We start from the raw sequence: 17,131 nt of genomic DNA, 5'->3' as shown, positions 1-17,131 counted from the left end.
GCCGCCACGGCATGGTCGGAACCGCGCCCTTATCGCGGCTATCGGAATGCAGTGAATCCGCTTGCGCAGAAAGGGAGTTGGATATGCAGGGCGGGGGCCGGATGCCCAGCCGATAGGTTCAGCCGGCGGTCTTCGCCGTCACCCGGGCGATCAGTTCGTCGCGTACGGCGGGCCACTCGCTCGCCAGCAGGCTGTAGTACAGCGAGTCGCGGCGCGTGCCGTCCTGGCGCACCATGTGGCTGCGCAGCGTTCCCTCATAGACCAGGCCGAGCCGCGCCAGCGCCCGTTGGGAGCGTACGTTGAGGTTGTCGGTGCGCAAGGCGATGCGGGAGAGGCCGAGGTCGCCGAAGGCGTGGCCGAACAGCAGCAGCTTGGACTCGGCGTTGTAGGGGCCGCCCCAACACGAGCGGTCGAACCAGGTCGCGCCGACCTCCGCGCGGCCCTCCCCGAGGTCGAGCTCGTACAGGCTGGTCGATCCGATCACCTCCTGGCCGGTCAGCCGCTGGACCGCGAAGCACCTGCGGGCCGGGTCCGTCAGGAACTGGCCGATCATCGTCCGCATCTCCGCCAGGGACTCGGGACGGGGCCGCGGCATCCAGCGCCAGACGTCGGGGTCCGATGCGGAGGGGAACAGCGCTTCCGCGTGGTCGACGGAGAGCGGGATGAGGCGGACGGTACGGCCGGTGAGAGATTCGTTGGTCATGGCCGCACCGTAGCTTCGGGGACACTGCCCATCGGACCCCCGCGCCGCCCCGCCCCTTCCACATCGCATATTCGATTGCCCGTTCGCGGCCCGAGCGGATAGACATCGCCCATGCTGAGCGGCGGTAGGGTCGGGCTGAGGGCCCGGCACGACGAGGACATTCCGGTTCTGTACGCGGAGTTGTACGAGGACGTGCCCGGGCAGGCGCGGGCCCTGGGGACGCCGTGGCGGCCGATCGCGCCGGGATCGGCCAACGGGCAGTTCGTGGTGGATGACACCAACCCGCACGTCAACCACTTCTCCGTGGTCGAGTTGGACGGCGGCGCGCTGGTGGGTACGGCGGCGCTGTGGGGGATCGACGTCCACAACCGGTCGGCCCACGTCGGGCTCGGGTTGCTGCCGGCCGCCCGCGGCAAGGGGTACAGCACTGATGTGGTGTCGGTGCTCTGCCACTACGGCTTCGTCGTGCGCGGGCTCCAGCGGCTCCAGGTCGAGACGTTGTCCGACAACGTCGCGATGCTGCGCGCCGCCGAGCGCAACGGTTTCGTCCGCGAAGGAGAGTTGCGCTCCTCGGCCTGGGTGATGGGCACGTTCATGAACCAGGTACTGCTCGGCCTCCTCGCGCACGAGTGGCAGCCGGACGCACAGGGTTAGCCCACCAACGCGCCAACGCGCCGACACGCCGACACGCCGACTTACCGACACGCCAACGCGCCGGCTAGCGACGCACCAACCCAACGCCTCCCGCGAATCTCCCGCCGCTCACCCCCGCCCCCTCCGGCCCTCGGCGGCCCTCCCGCCCGAGACGTCACTTCCGCCCATGGGTTCCCTTTGACCCCAAACCCCAGGTCATATCGGTGCATTGGGTGCGACCTCTGCCCGTTGTGCGATCGGTGCACGAAGAAGGGAACCCATCCCCCCTATTTTCGGTCTCGCAAGATAAGGGCGACGAACTTGGCTCCGGGACCCTGACCATAACGTGACCATGCTGTATGGCCGTACCCTCCGCTATCTCTATTCGAGGCGCTTTCCAACGCAAAGGGCTGATGCAGTGGATATGACTGCTAAATGCATGCAACGCCCCTGGCCGCCGGCCGTGGCGGCGCTGGCGTGCGGTGCCGGTGCGTCGGCTGCGACCTGCGGGTTTCGCGGTACGGTATATCGCATTCCGATTCCATTGGGCCGAATCGTCACGTCGGCAACCGGGATTGGCGGCGTCCCCGTCCGCCACCGCTGCGCGCTTCGCCCGGCGCCTTAACTGCGCCAGCTATACCGCCGGGGCATGGCATGGGATAGAACGAAGCATGTTCGCGGATCTCATGCGAAAGTCGCACACTTGAGTATCCGTTCCCTCGCAAATGACTAAGTCATCTGCACCGTGGCTAGTTAAGCCATTGGCCAGCAAAGCGACACCTTGCCGGCGCCTCAACGGTGCTTTATGGTTCTGGCTCGCGGAGGGGAATTGGAGCGTGGTCCCGTACGGCCACGTTCGCCCCCGGTCCGGCAGCGGTGCTCTTTGGCACCCCCGCGACCTGCATTGTTGAGCCCCGGAAGGCGATCATCCCGACGTCCGGAAAGGGGTTTTCCGGGCATAGCGCAATGTGCATCGCAGCCACTTCCGAGGATGCGGACGTTTCGGCGGACCACCCGGTCACCGGCTCCCCTGTGGAACGGAACCGGTAGCGCCGGATAAAGGATCACAAGAGGATCTGGGGGCGCAAAAACACGAGGTCAGCGTGCGTGTTGGTAGGCCAGTTCCGGGTGCCGTGACGAGTTGCGGAAGATCCCCGACCACCCGCGCTCGGCGTTACGCCGTGGGCTTTTTGATCTCACCGGGTGAAGGCGCGGAAGAGCGATGCGGCTTCACGTACTGCGTTGTGCCACCAGTCAGTGGCGTCTGACTCTCAGGGAGTTCATGTGGCGCGAGAACCTGCTCAATCAGCGAGCGGTGATGCGGCGGAAGGCACAGGAAACGCACAGGATTGTGCGGGGCCTGAGAATGAATTGGCCGAGGTCTTCGCCGAGTTGCTGGCCGAGGTCGTGCACACCGATCACGTGCCGCTCGACAGCCACTTCTTCGACGATCTCGGTGCGGACTCGCTGGTGATGGCGCACTTCTGTGCGCGCGTCAGGAAGCGGCCCGATCTTCCCTCTGCGTCGATGAAGGACATCTACAAGAACCCGACCATCCGCGGCCTGGCGAAGGAGCTCGCGGCGCTCGCGCCCGCTCCCGCGGCCCCGCCGACACCGCCTCCGCAGGCGGCGCCCACGCCGGGCAGCACCGCGCGCTTCGTGCTGTGCGGGGCGCTCCAACTGGTCTTCTTCCTCGGCTACTCCTACCTGGTGACGCTCGTCCTGCTGCGGGGCTACCGGTGGGTGTCCGGGGCCTCCGGCCCGGTCGAGAGCTACGAGCGGGCCGTGGTCTTCGGGTGCGCCAACTTCGCCGGCCTCTGCGCGCTGCCGATCGTCGCCAAATGGCTGCTGATCGGCCGCTGGACCGCCCGTGAATTCCCCATCTGGGGCCTGACCTACCTGCGCTTCTGGGTGGTCAAGGCGCTCGTCCTCACCAGCCCGATGGCGCTGTTCGTCGGCAGCCCGGTGTACGTGCTCTACCTGCGGGCGCTGGGCGCGAAGGTCGGCAAGCACGTCACGATCCTCTCCCGGCGGGTTCCGGTCTGTGCCGATCTGCTCACGATCGGCGCCGGCACCGTGATCCGCAAGGAAGCGTTCCTGCTCTGCTACCGGGCGCACGCCGGACAGATCCAGACTGGACCGGTCACCATCGGTCGGGACGTGTTCATCGGCGAGCGCACCGTGCTCGACATCCGTACGTCGATCGGGGACGGCGCGCAGCTCGGGCACGCCTCCGCGTTGCACAGCGGCACGGCCGTGCCCAGCGGCCAGCACTGGCACGGCTCGCCGGCGCAGCGCACCGACGTCGACTACGTGACCGTCGAGGCGGTCCGGTGCGGCACGCTGCGCCGCCTCGCCTACGGCATGGGCGGGCCGCTCAAGGCGTGCCTGGTGGCGGTGCCGCTGGGGATGGCGGTCACGGAGTGGCTGCTGGGCCGGGCGCGGACGCTGGCCGGTGCACACGACACGGGCCCGGAGGCGGTGACGTCGGCGGCGTTCTACGCGGAGGGGCTCATCCTCTCGCTCGTCCTGTTCGCCGGGCTCCTCGTGCTCGGCCCGATCCTGCTGTTCACCGTGCCGCGGCTGCTGAACCTGCCGCTGCGCACCGGCCGGGTCTATCCGCTGTACGGCTTCCACTACTCGCTGCACCGGACCATCGAGCGGATGACGAACGCCAAGTTCTACCTGTGGCTCTTCGGCGACAGCTCGTACATCGTGCACTATCTCCAGGCGCTCGGGTACGACCTGTCCAGGGTCGAGCAGACGGGTTCGAACTTCGGGGTCGGGGTGCAGCAGGAGAACCCGTTCCTGAGCTCCGTCGGCAGCGGCACGATGGTCGCCGACGGGCTCTCGGTGATCAATTCCGAGGTCTCCGCCACCTCCTTCCGGCTCGGCCGCACCTCGATCGGGAAGTCCAGCTTCCTCGGCAACCACATCGCGTACCCGCCCGGCGGCCGGACCGGCGAGAACTGTCTGCTCGCGACGAAGGTGATGGTGCCGCTGGACGGACCGGTGCGGGAGGGGACGGGGCTGCTCGGCTCGCCCAGCTTCGAGATCCCGCGGACGGTGGAGCGCGACACCCGCTTTGACCACCTGCGCACCGGGGACGGGCTGCGGCGCAGCCTGTCCGCGAAGAACCGCTACAACCTCCGCACGATGGGCGTGGTCCTGGCCATCCGGTGGCTGCACTTGTTCGTCATCACCCTGCTCGGCCTGGCGACCGTCGGCCGCTACGACGCGGTGGGGCAGTTGATGGAGGTGGTGCTGATGCTCTCCATGATGGTGTTCACGGCCCTGTACTACGTCCTGGTGGAGCGCTGCATGACGCGCTTCAAGCCGCTCCAGCCGAAGGTGTGCTCCATCTACGACCCGTACTTCTGGCACCACGAGCGGCTGTGGAAGGTGCCGTACGCCCATCTCCAGGTGCTCAACGGGACCCCGTTCAAGAACCTGCTGTGGCGGCTGCTCGGGGTGCGGATCGGGCGCCGGGTCTTCGACGACGGCTGTGACCTGTCGGAACGCACCCTCGCCAGCATCGGGGACGACTGCACGCTCAACATCGGCTGTGCCATCCAGTGCCACTCGCAGGAGGACGGCACGTTCAAGTCCGACCACAGCTCGGTGGGCGCCGGCTGCACGGTGGGGGTCGGGGCACTGGTCCACTACGGCGTGACCATGGGCGACGGCGCAACGCTGGCCGCCGACTCCTTCCTGATGAAGGGCGAGGACGTGCCCAGGGGCGCCAAGTGGGGCGGCAATCCGGCCGCCGAGCTGCGCGGTGGTCCGCAGCAGGTGGCGCCCCGCACCGGCCCCGCCGCCGCCCTCGCGGCGTCCGCCGGCCGGCAGGTGCTGGCGCAGCGGCCGGCGGCCGACGGTGTGGCCGTCGCCGAGAGCGCACCGCGGTGAGCGCACCGCACACATCCGCTGCGGGGCCGGTCTCGGGCCCGCGCGATCCGTACCAGCGTCGCACCGCCGTCCGCACGCGGCCGGCGGGTGGCGGCGGCAGGGCAGGGGCGAGCAGGGGAGGCTCGATGAGTGACGCGATGAGTGAAGTGACGGACGACGACCGTGAGTTCTGGCGGAAGGTGCTCGCCGCCGGCGGGTTCACCGCCATCCCGCGGTGGAGTACCGAACCGGCGCCGGGCGTCGCCGAGTTGGAGGTGGCGATCCCGGACGAACTGGCGGGCGCGGTGCAGCGGAGCGCCGGCGAACTGGGAGTGCCGTGGGCCGCGGTGCTGCTGGCCGCGCACGCCAAGGTGCTCGCGGCGCTCTCCGGCGAGCAGGAGGTGAGCACCGGATACCGGGCCGCGCCGGGTGGGCCCGCACTGCCCTGCCGGGTGAACACCGCGCCACCGTCCTGGCGCGCGCTGGTGGCCGAGGCCGACGGGGCGGCGACCGAGGTGGCGGCGCACCGGGCCGCGGCACTGACCGCGGTGACGGCCGAACAGGGCCTGGAGCAGGCCCTGTTCGAGACCGAGCTCGACCCGTGGGGCGCCTCCGGCGAGCTGCCCGACGCCACCGTGCTGCGGGTGGCGGCGCACCGGGCGGGGCAGCGGCTGACGCTGCGACTGCACTACCGGACCGACGTACTGGACGAGGCGTACGCCGTGCGGGTCGCCGGCTACCACGAGGCGGCGCTCGCGCACCTCGCGGCGGGGCCGGCGGCCGAGCACGCGGGGCAGAGCCTGCTGTCCGCCGCCGAGCTGCGGTTCCAGCTCGCCGGGCTCGCCGGGCCGGAAAGGGAGCTGCCCGACCGCAGGTTCCACGAGCTGTTCGAGGAGCGGGTACGGGCCCACCCGGAGGCGGTCGCGGCCGTGCAGGGCGACCGGCGGTGGACCTACCGCGAGCTGAACGCCCGCGCCAACCGGCTGGGCCGGGCCCTGCTGGCGCGCGGCCTCGGCCGGGAGGACGTGGTCGCGGTGGTCACCGAACGGGACCTGGACTGGATGGCCGCCGTCCTCGCGGTCTTCAAGGCGGGCGGGGTCTACCTGCCCGTCGAGCCGCACTTCCCGGCCGACCGGATCATCGCCATGCTCGGCCGCGCCCGCTGCACCCTGGCGCTGACCGGCCCCGGCAGCGCCGCGCTCGACCAACCGGCGGAGGCGCTGCCCGGGCTGCGGGTGCTCGACGTCGAGGCGGCGTACCTGGAGGGGCACGCGGAGCACGACCTGGGGATCGCGGTCGACGCCGACCAACTCGCGTACGTCTACTTCACCTCCGGTTCCACCGGTGAGCCCAAGGGGGCGATGTGTGAGCACGCGGGGATGCTCAACCACCTGTACGCCAAGATCACCGACTTGGGGATCGACACCGGGCAGGTGGTCGCGCAGACCGCGCCGCAGTGCTTCGACATCTCGCTGTGGCAACTGGTCTCGGCGCTGCTCGTGGGCGGGCGGACCCACCTGGTCGAGCAGCAGGTGGTGCTGGACGTGGAGCGGTTCGTCGAGACGGTCGTCTCCGGTCGCGTCACGGTCCTCCAGGTGGTGCCCTCCTATCTGGAGGCCGTCCTCTCGCACCTGGAGCGCCACCCCCGTCCGCTGCCCGACCTGCGGTGCGTCTCGGTCACCGGGGAGGCGCTGAAGCCGGAGCTGGCACACCGCTGGTTCGCGGCACAGCCGGGGATCAAGCTGGTCAACGCGTACGGCCTGACGGAGACCTCGGATGACACCAACCACGAGGTGATGGAGCGGGCACCGGAGGGCGACCGGGTGCCGCTGGGGCCGTGCGTGAACAACGTGCACGTGTACGTGGTGGACGAGCGGCTGGCGCCGGTGCCGCTGGGGGCGCCGGGCGAGATCGTCTTCTCCGGGGTGTGCGTCGGCCGCGGGTACCTCAACGATCCGGAGCGCACCCGGATCGCCTTCGGCGTTGACCCGCACCGCCCGGGCCAACGCCTCTACCGGGCAGGCGACTTCGGCCGCTGGCTGCCCGGCGGAAAGCTGGACTTCCTCGGTCGGCGGGACGCCCAGATCAAGATCCGCGGCTTTCGGATCGAGATCGGTGACATCGAGAGCGCGCTCCTGCGGGTGCCCGGGGTGCGGGACTGTGCCGTGGTGGTGGCCGGGCGGGGCGGACAGGCCGAACACCTGGTGGCGGTGTGCACCGGGCCGCGGGAGGTGGCGGCGGACGAGTTGCGCGAGAGGCTCGGCTCGGCGCTGCCGCCGTACATGGTCCCCACCGCCTTCCTGTGGCGCGAGCAGTTGCCGCTGACCGCCAACGGCAAGGTGGACAAGAAGGCGCTGACGGCACAGGTCGCCGAGCGCGACCCGGCCGACGGCGGGGACGGGGGCGACGGCGGCCACCGCGCGCCCGGCACGCCGACCGAGCGGCGGCTGGCGGCGGCGTGGGCGAAGGTGCTGGGCGTGCCGGTGGAGCGGATCGGCAGATCGGACCACTTCTTCGAACTCGGCGGCACCTCGCTGTCGGCGGTGAAGCTGGCCATCGCACTGGACCGGGCGGTCTCCCTCAACGACCTCACCGGTCAGCCGGTCCTCGCCGACCTGGCGGCCCTGGTCGACGGGCGGGCCCAGCGCCGCCGCGGGTTGCTGCACCCGCTCGGGGAGCCGGCCGGTACGCGTACCGGGCTGCTGGTCTGTTTCCCGTACGCCGGTGGCAACGCGGTCAACTTCCAGCCGATGGCGGGCGCGCTGCGGGCCGGTGGGCTCGCGGTCAGTGCGGTGGAGTTGCCCGGGCACGACCTGGCCGCCGACCGGGCGCCGTTCGCGCCGCTCGACGCGGTGGTCGAGCAGGTCATCACCGAACTCACCCGGCGCGCGGCCACCCGCGTCCTGCTGTGGGGCCACTCGTCGGGTGCCGCGTTCGCCGTGGCGACGGCCCGCGGCCTTGAGGGCCGCGGGGTGCCGGTCCACCGGGTCTTCGTGGGCGCCCAACTGCTCGGCACGGCATCCGAACGGCGTTCTGCTATCAGCGAGTTGGGGCTGCGCAGCGATGCCCAACTGGCCAAGGAGCTGGGGCAGGACAGCGGTTACGGGGCGCTGGCCGATCTGGCGGCGGAGCAGGGCGAGCACATCGGCGCCGCCTACCGGCACGACTGCGTGAGCGCGCACGCGTACTTCGCCGGACTGCTGGAGCAGCCGCCCGCGCCCAAGCTGGCCGCCCCGCTGTCGGTGGTGGTGGCCGATGACGACCCGATCACCGCGCAGGCGGCCGGGCAGGTCGACGACTGGCGGCTGCTGGCCGACCGGGTCGAACTCCACCGGCTCACCGACGGCGGGCACTACTTCCCGCGCACCCGTCCGGCCGATGCGGCACGCGCCGTGCTCGACACGCTGGACGCGCCCGGGCCCGAGTGAAGCGACGACGAGTGAAGCGACGAGAAGAAGAGAGAGGGGTACTGACATGCCATCACACCCTGCGGCGCCACTGCTGGACGTGACGCTACGGCCGGGCAGTCCGCCGGTGTTGCGGATCGACTCCTGTGCCGACCCGGCGAGCTGGGTGGCCGGCCGTCGGGACGCCCTGCGCGCCGTCGTCGCCGAGCACGGCGCCCTGCTGGTCCGGGGCCTCGGCCTGCACGACGCGGCCGGCGCCGGGGACGCCTTCCGGGCCCTAGCGGACCGGCTGATGGGCGCCGAGAAGGAGGGCTTCGCGCCCCGCACGCCCCACAGCGAGGGGGTGTACTCCTCGTCGAAGTGGCCGCAGAACCAGCCCATGTGCATGCACCAGGAGCTCAGCTACACCCTGGAGTTCCCCGGTCTGATGCTGTTCGCCTGCCTGACGGCGCCCGCCGCCGGCGGGGTGACCGGCGTGGCCGACGCGCCGACCGTGTTGGACGCGCTGCCCAGGAAGCTGGTCAAGCGCTTCGAGCGACAGGGTTGGTTGCTCACCCGCAACTACAACGACGAGATCGGCGCTTCGGTGGCCGAGGCGTTCGGCACCGACGACCGGGCGACGGTCGAGGAGTACTGCCGGGCCAACGCCATCGCGTACCAGTGGCTGCCGGACGGCACGCTCCGCACCCGCCAGCGCCGCAGCGCCGTGGTGCGCCACCCGGTCACCGGCCAGCGCTGCTGGTTCAACCAGGTCGCCTTCCTCAACGAGTGGACGATCGAACCCGAGGTCCGCGAGTACCTGGTGGACGTGTACGGCGCGGACGGGCTGCCCTTCAACACCTGCTACGGCAACGGGGAACCGCTGGGCCCCGACGTCGTCGAGCGGTTGAACAGCGTGTACGAGGCACACACCCTTCAGGAGCCGTGGCAGGCCGGAGACCTCCTGGTGGTGGACAACATCCGCACCGCACACAGCCGGGCGCCCTTCGACGGGCCGCGCGAGGTGCTCGTGGCGATGGCGGACCCGGTGCGGCTTTCGGCCTGCTCCCCCACGATCGAGGTGAGCGCCACGTGAGCGTCGAGCCTGCGCGTACGGCACGGCCCATCGGTCTCACCGGGCTTACCGGTCCCACCGGACGCACCGGGCCTAACGGCCCCAGCCGATCCACCAGACACGGCCGCGACGTGGCGGCGGTCAGGACCGGTCCGCTGGACGCCGGCGCCGGCCCCGCACCCTGGCTGTACCGCCATGGCTGACCCGACGGGAGCACATCAGCGGACGGCCCGGCAGGCGGCCCATCGGAGGGGCGCGCGGACGGCCCCGCGCACAGGACCGCGCACGAAAGTGCGCACGAAGCCGCGGGCTGACCTGCGGACGGAGGGGGCGGCATGCCGGTGATCTCCGCTCCGGTCGACTTCAACGAGGAGGAGTTGTACGTCGACCTCCAGTCGATCGTCGGGCACTCGCTCTTCCTCAAGTGCGAGGGCTTCAACTTCGCCGGTTCGATCAAGCTCAAGGCGGCGCTGTCGATGGTGGAGGCCGCCGAGTGGGCGGGCGACCTCAGGCCGGGATCGGTCCTGGTCGAGTCCTCGTCGGGGAACCTGGGCGTGGCGCTGAGCCTGATCGCGGCGAGCAAGGGCTACGACTTCGTGTGCGTGACCGACGCCCGCTGCAACCTGTCGGCACGGCGCATCATGGAGGCCCTCGGCTGCCGGGTGCACGTCATCGCCGAGCCCGCCAGCAGCAACGGCCTGCTCGGCGCGCGCATCGCCTACGTCCAGGCGCTGTGTGCCGCCGACGACCGGTACGTATGGCTGAACCAGTACGCCAACGCGGACAACTGGAAGGCGCACTTCCGCACCACGGGGCCGGCCATCGCCCGCCAGTTCCCGGGCCTTGACGTGCTCTTCGTCGGCGCCGGCACCACCGGGACGCTGATGGGCTGCGCGCGCTACTTCCGGGAGTCGCAGCGGAAGGTGCGGGTGGTGGCGGTGGACAGCGTGGGCTCGGTGACCTTCGGCGGCGAACCCGGCCGGCGGATGATCCCGGGCCTTGGCACCAGCGTCCGCCCGGCGCTGCTCAACGAGTCGTACGTGGATGACGTGGTGCTCGTGGAGGAGCCCGACACGGTACGCGCCTGCCACCGGCTGGCCCGCCGCGGCTTCCTGTTCGGTGGCTCCACCGGCACCGTGGTCAGCGGCGCGGCGAGCTGGCTCGACCAGCACGACGCGCACGGCTTGACGGCGGTGGCCATCTCGCCCGACCTCGGCGAACGCTATCTGGAGACGCTCTACCACCCGCAGTGGCTGCACGAGGTGTACGGCGCTGACGTGCTCGGGGCTGACGTGCTGGGCGCCGACGTGGTCGACGCGAAGGCGATGGAGACCGAGCCGCTCGGCCCGGACCCGCTCCACCCGGCCGTGTTGGGCAACGGCGGGGTGGGCGGCGCCGCCGCGGGCAGCGGCCGGGTGGGCAGCGCCGGCAGCGGCCGACTGGCTGACGGCGCGCTCGCCGCCGATCTGGCGGGCGATCTCGGCGGCGACCGCTGCGAGTTCCGGGCGCGCTAGGAACACCTTGGCACGGCGGGTCCCGCGCACCCTTCGGGGCGGGCGCGGGACCCGCTGCCGTACGGGGCGGGGCGGGTCGGCCGTCGCGCGGTGCGAGCCCGCATCCACACGGTGTGGGCCCGCCGTCGTTCGACGGGGATGGCCTGTCGTACGGCATGGATCGGCTGCCTCCGCGGTGTGGGAGGGCGGGCCGTCACATGGCGTGGATCGGCTGTCGTACGACATGGGTGGGCCGCCGTACGGCATGGGTGGGCCCGTGGCGGGAGGGGCGCGGGCCGTAGGGGCAGGGGGTGCGCGGACGGCAGCTACCCCTCCCCGCTCCCCTCCCCCACCACTCCTGTGGTTCAGTGATGACCGTCACGTAGTTCATTCGTGTGCGGTGTCGACCGAACGTCCCTCGGCAGGCGTATGCCCGGTGAAGCGAGAGACCCGGGAGTGGCTGTTGACCGTCGAGGAGTTCGAAGAGTTCTACACCCAGGCGGTGGCTCGGCTCACGGGGCAGTTGTACGTGATGCTCGGCGACCTCCACGAGGCGGAGGACGTCGTCCAGGAGGCGTTCGTCAAGGGGTGGGGCCGGCGGCGGCAGCTCGACCGTGCGGGCCAGCCCGAGGCGTGGATCCGTACCGTCGCCTGGCGCCTCGCGGTCAGCCGCTGGCGGGTGCGGCGGCGGTCGGCCGACGCCTGGCGGCGGCACAGCGGTCCGCCGCCGCAGGTCGACGGGCCGAGTCCGGAGTCGGTGGTGCTGGTGGACGCGGTGCGCGAGCTGCCGGCACAACAGCGCCGGAGCATCACCCTGCACTACCTGTGCGACCTGACCGTCGAGCAGATCGCCCGGGAGACGGGGATGTCCGCGAGCACCGTCAAGACCCACCTGGTACGCGGCCGGGCCGCACTCGCTCACCACCTACAGGACCCGAGCGTCAAGGAGGCCCCCGGTGCATGAGCCCGACGATCCGTTGCGGACCCTCTTCCAGCAGGCAGCAGCGGCCGGCCGGGCACGAGCCCGGATCGCGCCGGCCGCTCAGGTCACCGCGTGCGGCAGGCGCGCGCACCGCCGGCGCGTGGCGGGGCTGGCCGTGCTGGCCTGCCTCGTCGTGGGCGCGGGCACCGCGGCCAGCGCGGCGCTGCTGCCGACCACCGGCAGCCCGGCCGCGCCGGCCACCAGCCCACCGTCCCCCGGACCGGCCCCCGCACCCACCGCCTCGCCCCCGCCCACCTCACCACCCGCGACGCACGACGTCCCGCACCGGCCGACCCAGGGTGCGACGGACGGGGTGCGGGGCGGCGAGCCCGGGACCGAGCCGCCGGGGCGGGGCACGGACGGCGCCACCGAGGCGGGCGGCCCGCCGCACACCACGGACGCGTCCGGGACGACGGCCCCCGCGGGCATCTCGACCGAGACGTACGCACCGGCCGGCCGCGCCACCGACGCCCCGAGCTGAGTCGCCCCGCGCCTCCCCTGGTACACCCTCCGCTCCCCCATTCCCACACCCGGCCCGTACGCCGCCCGTACGCCGCCCCCCACCCAACGTCCGTACAACCCCGTGGCCCGCCCGTCCGGGGCCGCGGGGTGGTTCCGCACGCCTTCGCCCAGCCTTGAGAGCGCCCCATGACCACCTTCCCCGTCCTCCCGACCACCGCCGCGCCGGCCGCCCCACCCTCCGCTTCGGCTCCGCATGTTGGGGAACCGCGCGGCACGCGGGTGCCAGGGCCCACCCGGCGCGGGTGGCCGGCCCGGTGCGCCGGGTTACGGCACCGGATCAGCGCCTCCGACCGCGAGGTGCTGTGGCTCTACCTGCTGACCCGGGTGGGTGTGTGGACGACCGCGTACGGCGCCAGGTGGCTGTTCCCCGCCGACTCCCGCGCACACAACGCCGGCTCCGTGCTCGCCCCCTTCCAGCGCTGGGACTGGGGCCACTTCCTGCACGTGGCGCGGGACGGCTACTTCCCCGGATCGGCCGGGCCCACGACGGACGGGTGGGACAACCGGGAGGCGTTCTTCCCCGGCTTTCCGCTGCTGCTGCGCGCCGTGCACGGGGTGGTTCCGAGTTGGGCCGCGGCCGGGTTGCTGGTCTCCCTGGTCGCCGGCGCCGTCGCGGTGCTGGCCCTGGCGCGGGTCGCCGACTCGTATCTGCCGCACCCGGACGCGGGCCGCCGTGCGGTGCTGTTCCTGCTGCTCTCGCCGTGTGCGGTCTTCCTTTCCGTGGGCTACAGCGAGGCGCTCTTCCTGGCGTTCGCGCTGCCCGCCTGGCTGGCCGCCCGCCGTGGCCGCTGGCCGCTGGCCGCCGCCTTGGCCGCACTGGCCACCACCGTACGGATCAGCGGGCTGTTCCTCGCCGCCGCCATCGCCGTGCAGTTCGCCCTGGCGGCCCGGGCCCGCGGCTGGTGGCGCCCGCTGCCGTGGCTGGCGCTGCCGGCGCTGCCGGCCGCGCTCTACGCTTGGTACCTGTACGCGCACACCGGTGACTGGATGGCGTGGCAGCACGCCCAGGAGCGCGGCTGGTACCGCACCTTCCACCCGCCCTGGGAAGCCTGGGGCAACACCTGGCACGCCGCGTTCTCGGGGGCGCACCCCACCGGCTACGCCTTCATGTTCCGGGCCGAACTGGTCGCCATGGTGGTCGGCGTGGTGCTACTCGGCTGGCTGCTGGCGCGCCGCCACTGGCCCGAGGCCAGCTACCTGGCGCTCAACCTGTGGGCCCTCGGCACCTCGTACTGGTACATGTCGCTCCCCCGCGCCACCCTGTTGTGGTGGCCGCTGTGGGTCACCCTGGCCGCCTGGAGCCTGCGCAGCCGCCGCTTCACCACCGCCTACCTGTGTCTCGTCGGCCCCCTCAGCACCGTCTTCGCCCTCACGTTCCTCACCGGACGGTGGGCCGGGTAGGGCGGCACCTGGCGGTGGGCTGGGGTGGGGCTCATCTGGGGGTGGGTTGGAGGTGCTTCGCCCGGCGGGCCGGGGCGGATCTCACCCAGCGGTGAGCTGGGGGTGCTTCGCCCGGCGGCGGGCCAGGGTGGGGCTCACTCAGCGGTGGACCGGAAGGTGCTCCGCCTGGTGGCGAGCCGGGGAGGGCCGGTGCCGTGGGGCGGTGGGTGGGGTGCGCGTGGGCGGGGGCCTCGGTCGGTTCGTGGGGGTGGCGGGTGGGGCCCGGGGGCCCGGTCCGGTTCGTGGATCGGTTCGGGGCGCGGGTGTGAAATCCGTAACGGGAGCGACGGGGGAGGTGTACGGCGTGGTTGCCCGGCCGCCTCGTACCGCAAGGCCCGCCCCGCCGTTCTCGTACCACCGCGCGCACCGGGCCGCTGAGCCCGCCGGGCCGCGCCAACCAGCTTCGCGTACACGGAACTTGACCACCCCGGCAGCCATGTTCGGGATGCCCGGGGCCCGTGCTGCCCGCCGGGCGAGCGGGCCACGGCCCGGCCGGACGCCTGGCGCACCCGGCGCCTTGTCCCGGGTCGCCGGCGGGGAAATTCCCGGGCCGTGGCCGACCGGTGTGCGTCAAACTGCCCGCATGAGCAGCGCAGCCGCCCCGACAGCACAAGAACAGGCCCTTCGCCACGTGACGGAGCTGGCCTCGGGTCCACCGGTCGACCCGACGCTGCGGGTGACCTTGAACTTCCACCCGGACCGGTTGCACGGCGGCCGGCCCGTCCTGGCTGCCATGGCCGAGCAGGGTGTGTACTCCTCGCAGTTCGTCACCGGCACCAGCAACGGCGGGTTGACCGCCCACCCCGGCGGGGACCGGTGGCGCTGGGAGAGCCGGATCTTCGCCGGCGCGTACGACCGGGCGCCGGCGGCGGAGCGGCCCGTCTACGGAGCGCTCGACTTCCGCCGCAAGCCGGTCGGCGGGGCCCCGCGGTTCGGCTCCGCGTACTTCCGGCTGACGGCCGACACCCTGGCGCGGACCACGTTCTGCTACCCGGACAGCCATCTCGAACCCGCCGACTTCGGCACCGCGTCCCTGATGGGCCTGGTCGAACTCGCGCTCGCCGACGACCAGGACGCGCTGGACGACTACGTCGAGGCGCACGTGCACGGTCCGGTACGGCCACGGGAGCACGCGGAGGCACTGGTGCTCGACCCCTCGTACCGCGGCACGGACGTGGAGGCCGCGGCCCGACTCCTCGGCTGCCCCGTCGAATGGCACACGGGCCTGCGCCTGACGGTGGAGGAGCTGCGCCGGCACCCCGACTACCGCGGCCCGGAGTACGTCGACCTGGGCAGCCGGATCGCCGTCGACGGGGCCCTCACCCCGCGCATCATCGGGGACGCCGCCCGCACCGACCGGCATGACCCGCAGGCGGTCAAGAGGGTGTGGCACTACCTGGCCCGGTTCGGGTCGCCGGTGGTGGGTCAACCGGCCCGGTAACGGCCTCCGGCGGGTCGGCCCCGATGACGCCCACGTGCCGCAGGACCAGCGCGGACAACAGCGTGAGCAGCAGGCTGGCCGCCGCGGCGACCAGCATGGCGAGGTTCAACCCGGCGGTCGCGGCCTCCTTCGTCTGGTCGAGCCAGCCGGCCGGGAAGTGCCGCGCCGACGCGGACGCCCCGGCCAGGCTCTCGCGCGCCGCGTCGGCCGCCCCGCTCGGCGTCCCGGCCGGGATCGCGTCCGCGACGCGGTCCCGGTAGACGGCGGTGGCCAGGCTGCCCAGGGTCGCCACACCCAGCGCGAGGCCGAGTTCCTGGACGGTTTCCGACATCGCCGACGCCGAACCCGCCTGTTCCGCCGGCGCGGCCCCCACCACCAGGTCAGTGCCGAGCGCGGCGATCGCCCCGAGCCCCAGGTAGACCAGGGCGAAGCCGATCACGATCGGAGCCGTCCCGTCGGCGGTGCCGACCCTGGCGAGCAGCACGTACCCGACCGTGGCCAGCGCCAGGGCGAGCGCCACCACGATGCCGGGCGGCACCCGCCGCGCTACCAGCGGCGATCCGATCGCGGCCAGGAACATCATCAGCGCCGGTGGCCCCATCCACAGTCCTGCGGCCACGGGCGAGAGCCCCACCACGAACTGGAGTTGCTGCGTGATCAGCAGCATCGCGCCGCCGACACCGACCAGCCCGACCAGCAGCACCCCCAGTGCGGCGCTGAACGTCCGGTTCGCGAACAGCCGTACGTCAAGGAGCGGGCTGGCCAGCCGGCGCTGACGGCGGACGAACAGCGTCGCGCACAGCAAACCCGCGGCGACGGCGAACAGGGTGGGGGCGCCGGGCCCGTCCGCCGCGACCCGCTTGACCGCGTACACCAGTGGCAGGATCGCGCCCAGCGACAGCAGCACGCTGTACGGGTCAAGGGGACCACCGTGCGGGGCCCGGTACTCGGGGACCAGCAGCGGCGCGGCCACCAGGAGGACGAGGGCGACGGGCACCGCGAGGAGGAACGCCGACCCCCACCAGAAGTGGTCCAGGAGCACGCCGCCGATCACCGGCCCGAGCGCCATGCCGAGCGCGAAGCTGGTCGCCCACAGCCCGATGGCCAGCGAACGTTGGCGCTGGACGGCGAACATGTTGCTGATCAGGGCCAGCGTGGAGGGCATCAGCGTGGCGCCGGCGACACCCAGCGCGGCGCGAGCGGCGATCAGCATGCCGGCGCTGTCGGCGTATGCGGCCACCACCGAGACGACCGCGAAGGCGGTGGCCCCGATCAGCAACAGCTTGCGACGGCCCACCCGGTCCCCCAGCGTGCCCATGGTGATGAGGAAGCCAGCGATGAGGAAGCCGTACGCATCCATGATCCACAGCTCTTCGGTGCCGCTGGGGTGCAGGTCGTCGGCGAGCGAGGGGAGGGCGAGGTAGAGCACGGTGACGTCGAGGCCGAGCAGCACGGTGGGCAGGGAGAGAACCGCGAGCCCGCCCCACTCCCGGGGGCCGGCGGCCTTCCGGGGCCCGGCGGCGCGGGCCGGTGACACCTTCGGGAAAGACGTGTCAACTGCCTTGGAAACT

General features: G+C 72.3%; 10 protein-coding genes and 1 pseudogene. 9 read left to right on the top strand and 2 right to left on the bottom strand.

All coding sequences use genetic code 11. The annotated features are described in order from the left end of the window. Positions 1 to 118 precede the first annotated feature (118 nt). Complete coding sequence (locus ACMA1D_RS00840; RefSeq protein ID WP_414721867.1) at positions 119 to 703, bottom strand: GNAT family N-acetyltransferase; 585 nt, start codon at positions 701 to 703, stop codon at positions 119 to 121. A 111-nt stretch (positions 704 to 814) separates the two neighbouring features. Between ACMA1D_RS00840 and ACMA1D_RS00835 the strand changes: the two genes are divergently transcribed. The 9 genes and pseudogenes from ACMA1D_RS00835 (at position 815) to ACMA1D_RS00795 (ending at position 15,560) form a co-directional block, all read left to right on the top strand. Next, positions 815 to 1,357, top strand: a complete 543-nt coding sequence (locus ACMA1D_RS00835; protein WP_414721866.1) for a GNAT family N-acetyltransferase — start codon at positions 815 to 817, stop codon at positions 1,355 to 1,357. 1,350 nt (positions 1,358 to 2,707) lie between these two features. Beyond that, entirely contained in the window at positions 2,708 to 5,242 is a 2,535-nt protein-coding gene (locus ACMA1D_RS00830) for a Pls/PosA family non-ribosomal peptide synthetase (RefSeq protein WP_414721865.1), read from the top strand. 137 nt (positions 5,243 to 5,379) lie between these two features. Next, positions 5,380 to 8,649 (top strand): non-ribosomal peptide synthetase, encoded by a 3,270-nt coding sequence (locus ACMA1D_RS00825; protein WP_414721864.1) that lies wholly within the window; start codon positions 5,380 to 5,382, stop codon positions 8,647 to 8,649. A gap of 46 nt (positions 8,650 to 8,695) precedes the next feature. Then, the gene (locus tag ACMA1D_RS00820; RefSeq protein ID WP_414721863.1) at positions 8,696 to 9,703 is read left to right on the top strand and encodes a TauD/TfdA family dioxygenase; all 1,008 of its coding nucleotides are present in this window, start codon (positions 8,696 to 8,698) and stop codon (positions 9,701 to 9,703) included. Positions 9,704 to 10,017: 314 nt separating this feature from the next. Continuing rightward, positions 10,018 to 10,986: pseudogene (sbnA, locus tag ACMA1D_RS00815) on the top strand (2,3-diaminopropionate biosynthesis protein SbnA); the annotation flags it as partial. 625 nt (positions 10,987 to 11,611) lie between these two features. After that, positions 11,612 to 12,139, top strand: a complete 528-nt coding sequence (locus tag ACMA1D_RS00810) for a SigE family RNA polymerase sigma factor (RefSeq protein ID WP_414721862.1) — start codon at positions 11,612 to 11,614, stop codon at positions 12,137 to 12,139. Then, positions 12,132 to 12,638 carry a hypothetical protein gene (locus ACMA1D_RS00805; protein ID WP_414721861.1) on the top strand — a complete coding sequence of 169 codons (507 nt, stop codon included), beginning with the start codon at positions 12,132 to 12,134 and terminating at the stop codon, positions 12,636 to 12,638. The genes ACMA1D_RS00810 and ACMA1D_RS00805 overlap by 8 nt, the downstream gene beginning before the upstream one ends. A gap of 167 nt (positions 12,639 to 12,805) precedes the next feature. Next, positions 12,806 to 14,080 carry a mannosyltransferase family protein gene (locus ACMA1D_RS00800; RefSeq protein WP_414721860.1) on the top strand — a complete coding sequence of 425 codons (1,275 nt, stop codon included), beginning with the start codon at positions 12,806 to 12,808 and terminating at the stop codon, positions 14,078 to 14,080. Between the two features lie 622 nt (positions 14,081 to 14,702). Next, on the top strand, positions 14,703 to 15,560 hold the full coding sequence (locus ACMA1D_RS00795; protein WP_414721859.1) for a DUF3626 domain-containing protein: 858 nt from the start codon (positions 14,703 to 14,705) through the stop codon (positions 15,558 to 15,560). Here ACMA1D_RS00795 and ACMA1D_RS00790 read toward each other — a convergent pair. Next, positions 15,496 to 17,097: an MFS transporter gene (locus ACMA1D_RS00790; RefSeq protein WP_414721858.1), complete on the bottom strand. Its 1,602-nt coding sequence runs from the start codon at positions 17,095 to 17,097 to the stop codon at positions 15,496 to 15,498. The genes ACMA1D_RS00795 and ACMA1D_RS00790 overlap by 65 nt on opposite strands. Between the last annotated feature and the right edge of the window lie 34 nt (positions 17,098 to 17,131).

The organism is Streptomyces sp. 796.1 (genome assembly GCF_047525675.1).
Taxonomy (GTDB): domain Bacteria; phylum Actinomycetota; class Actinomycetes; order Streptomycetales; family Streptomycetaceae; genus Streptomyces.
Note: the sequence above shows the minus strand (reverse complement) of the source record. Positions and strands in the feature narration are given on the sequence as shown.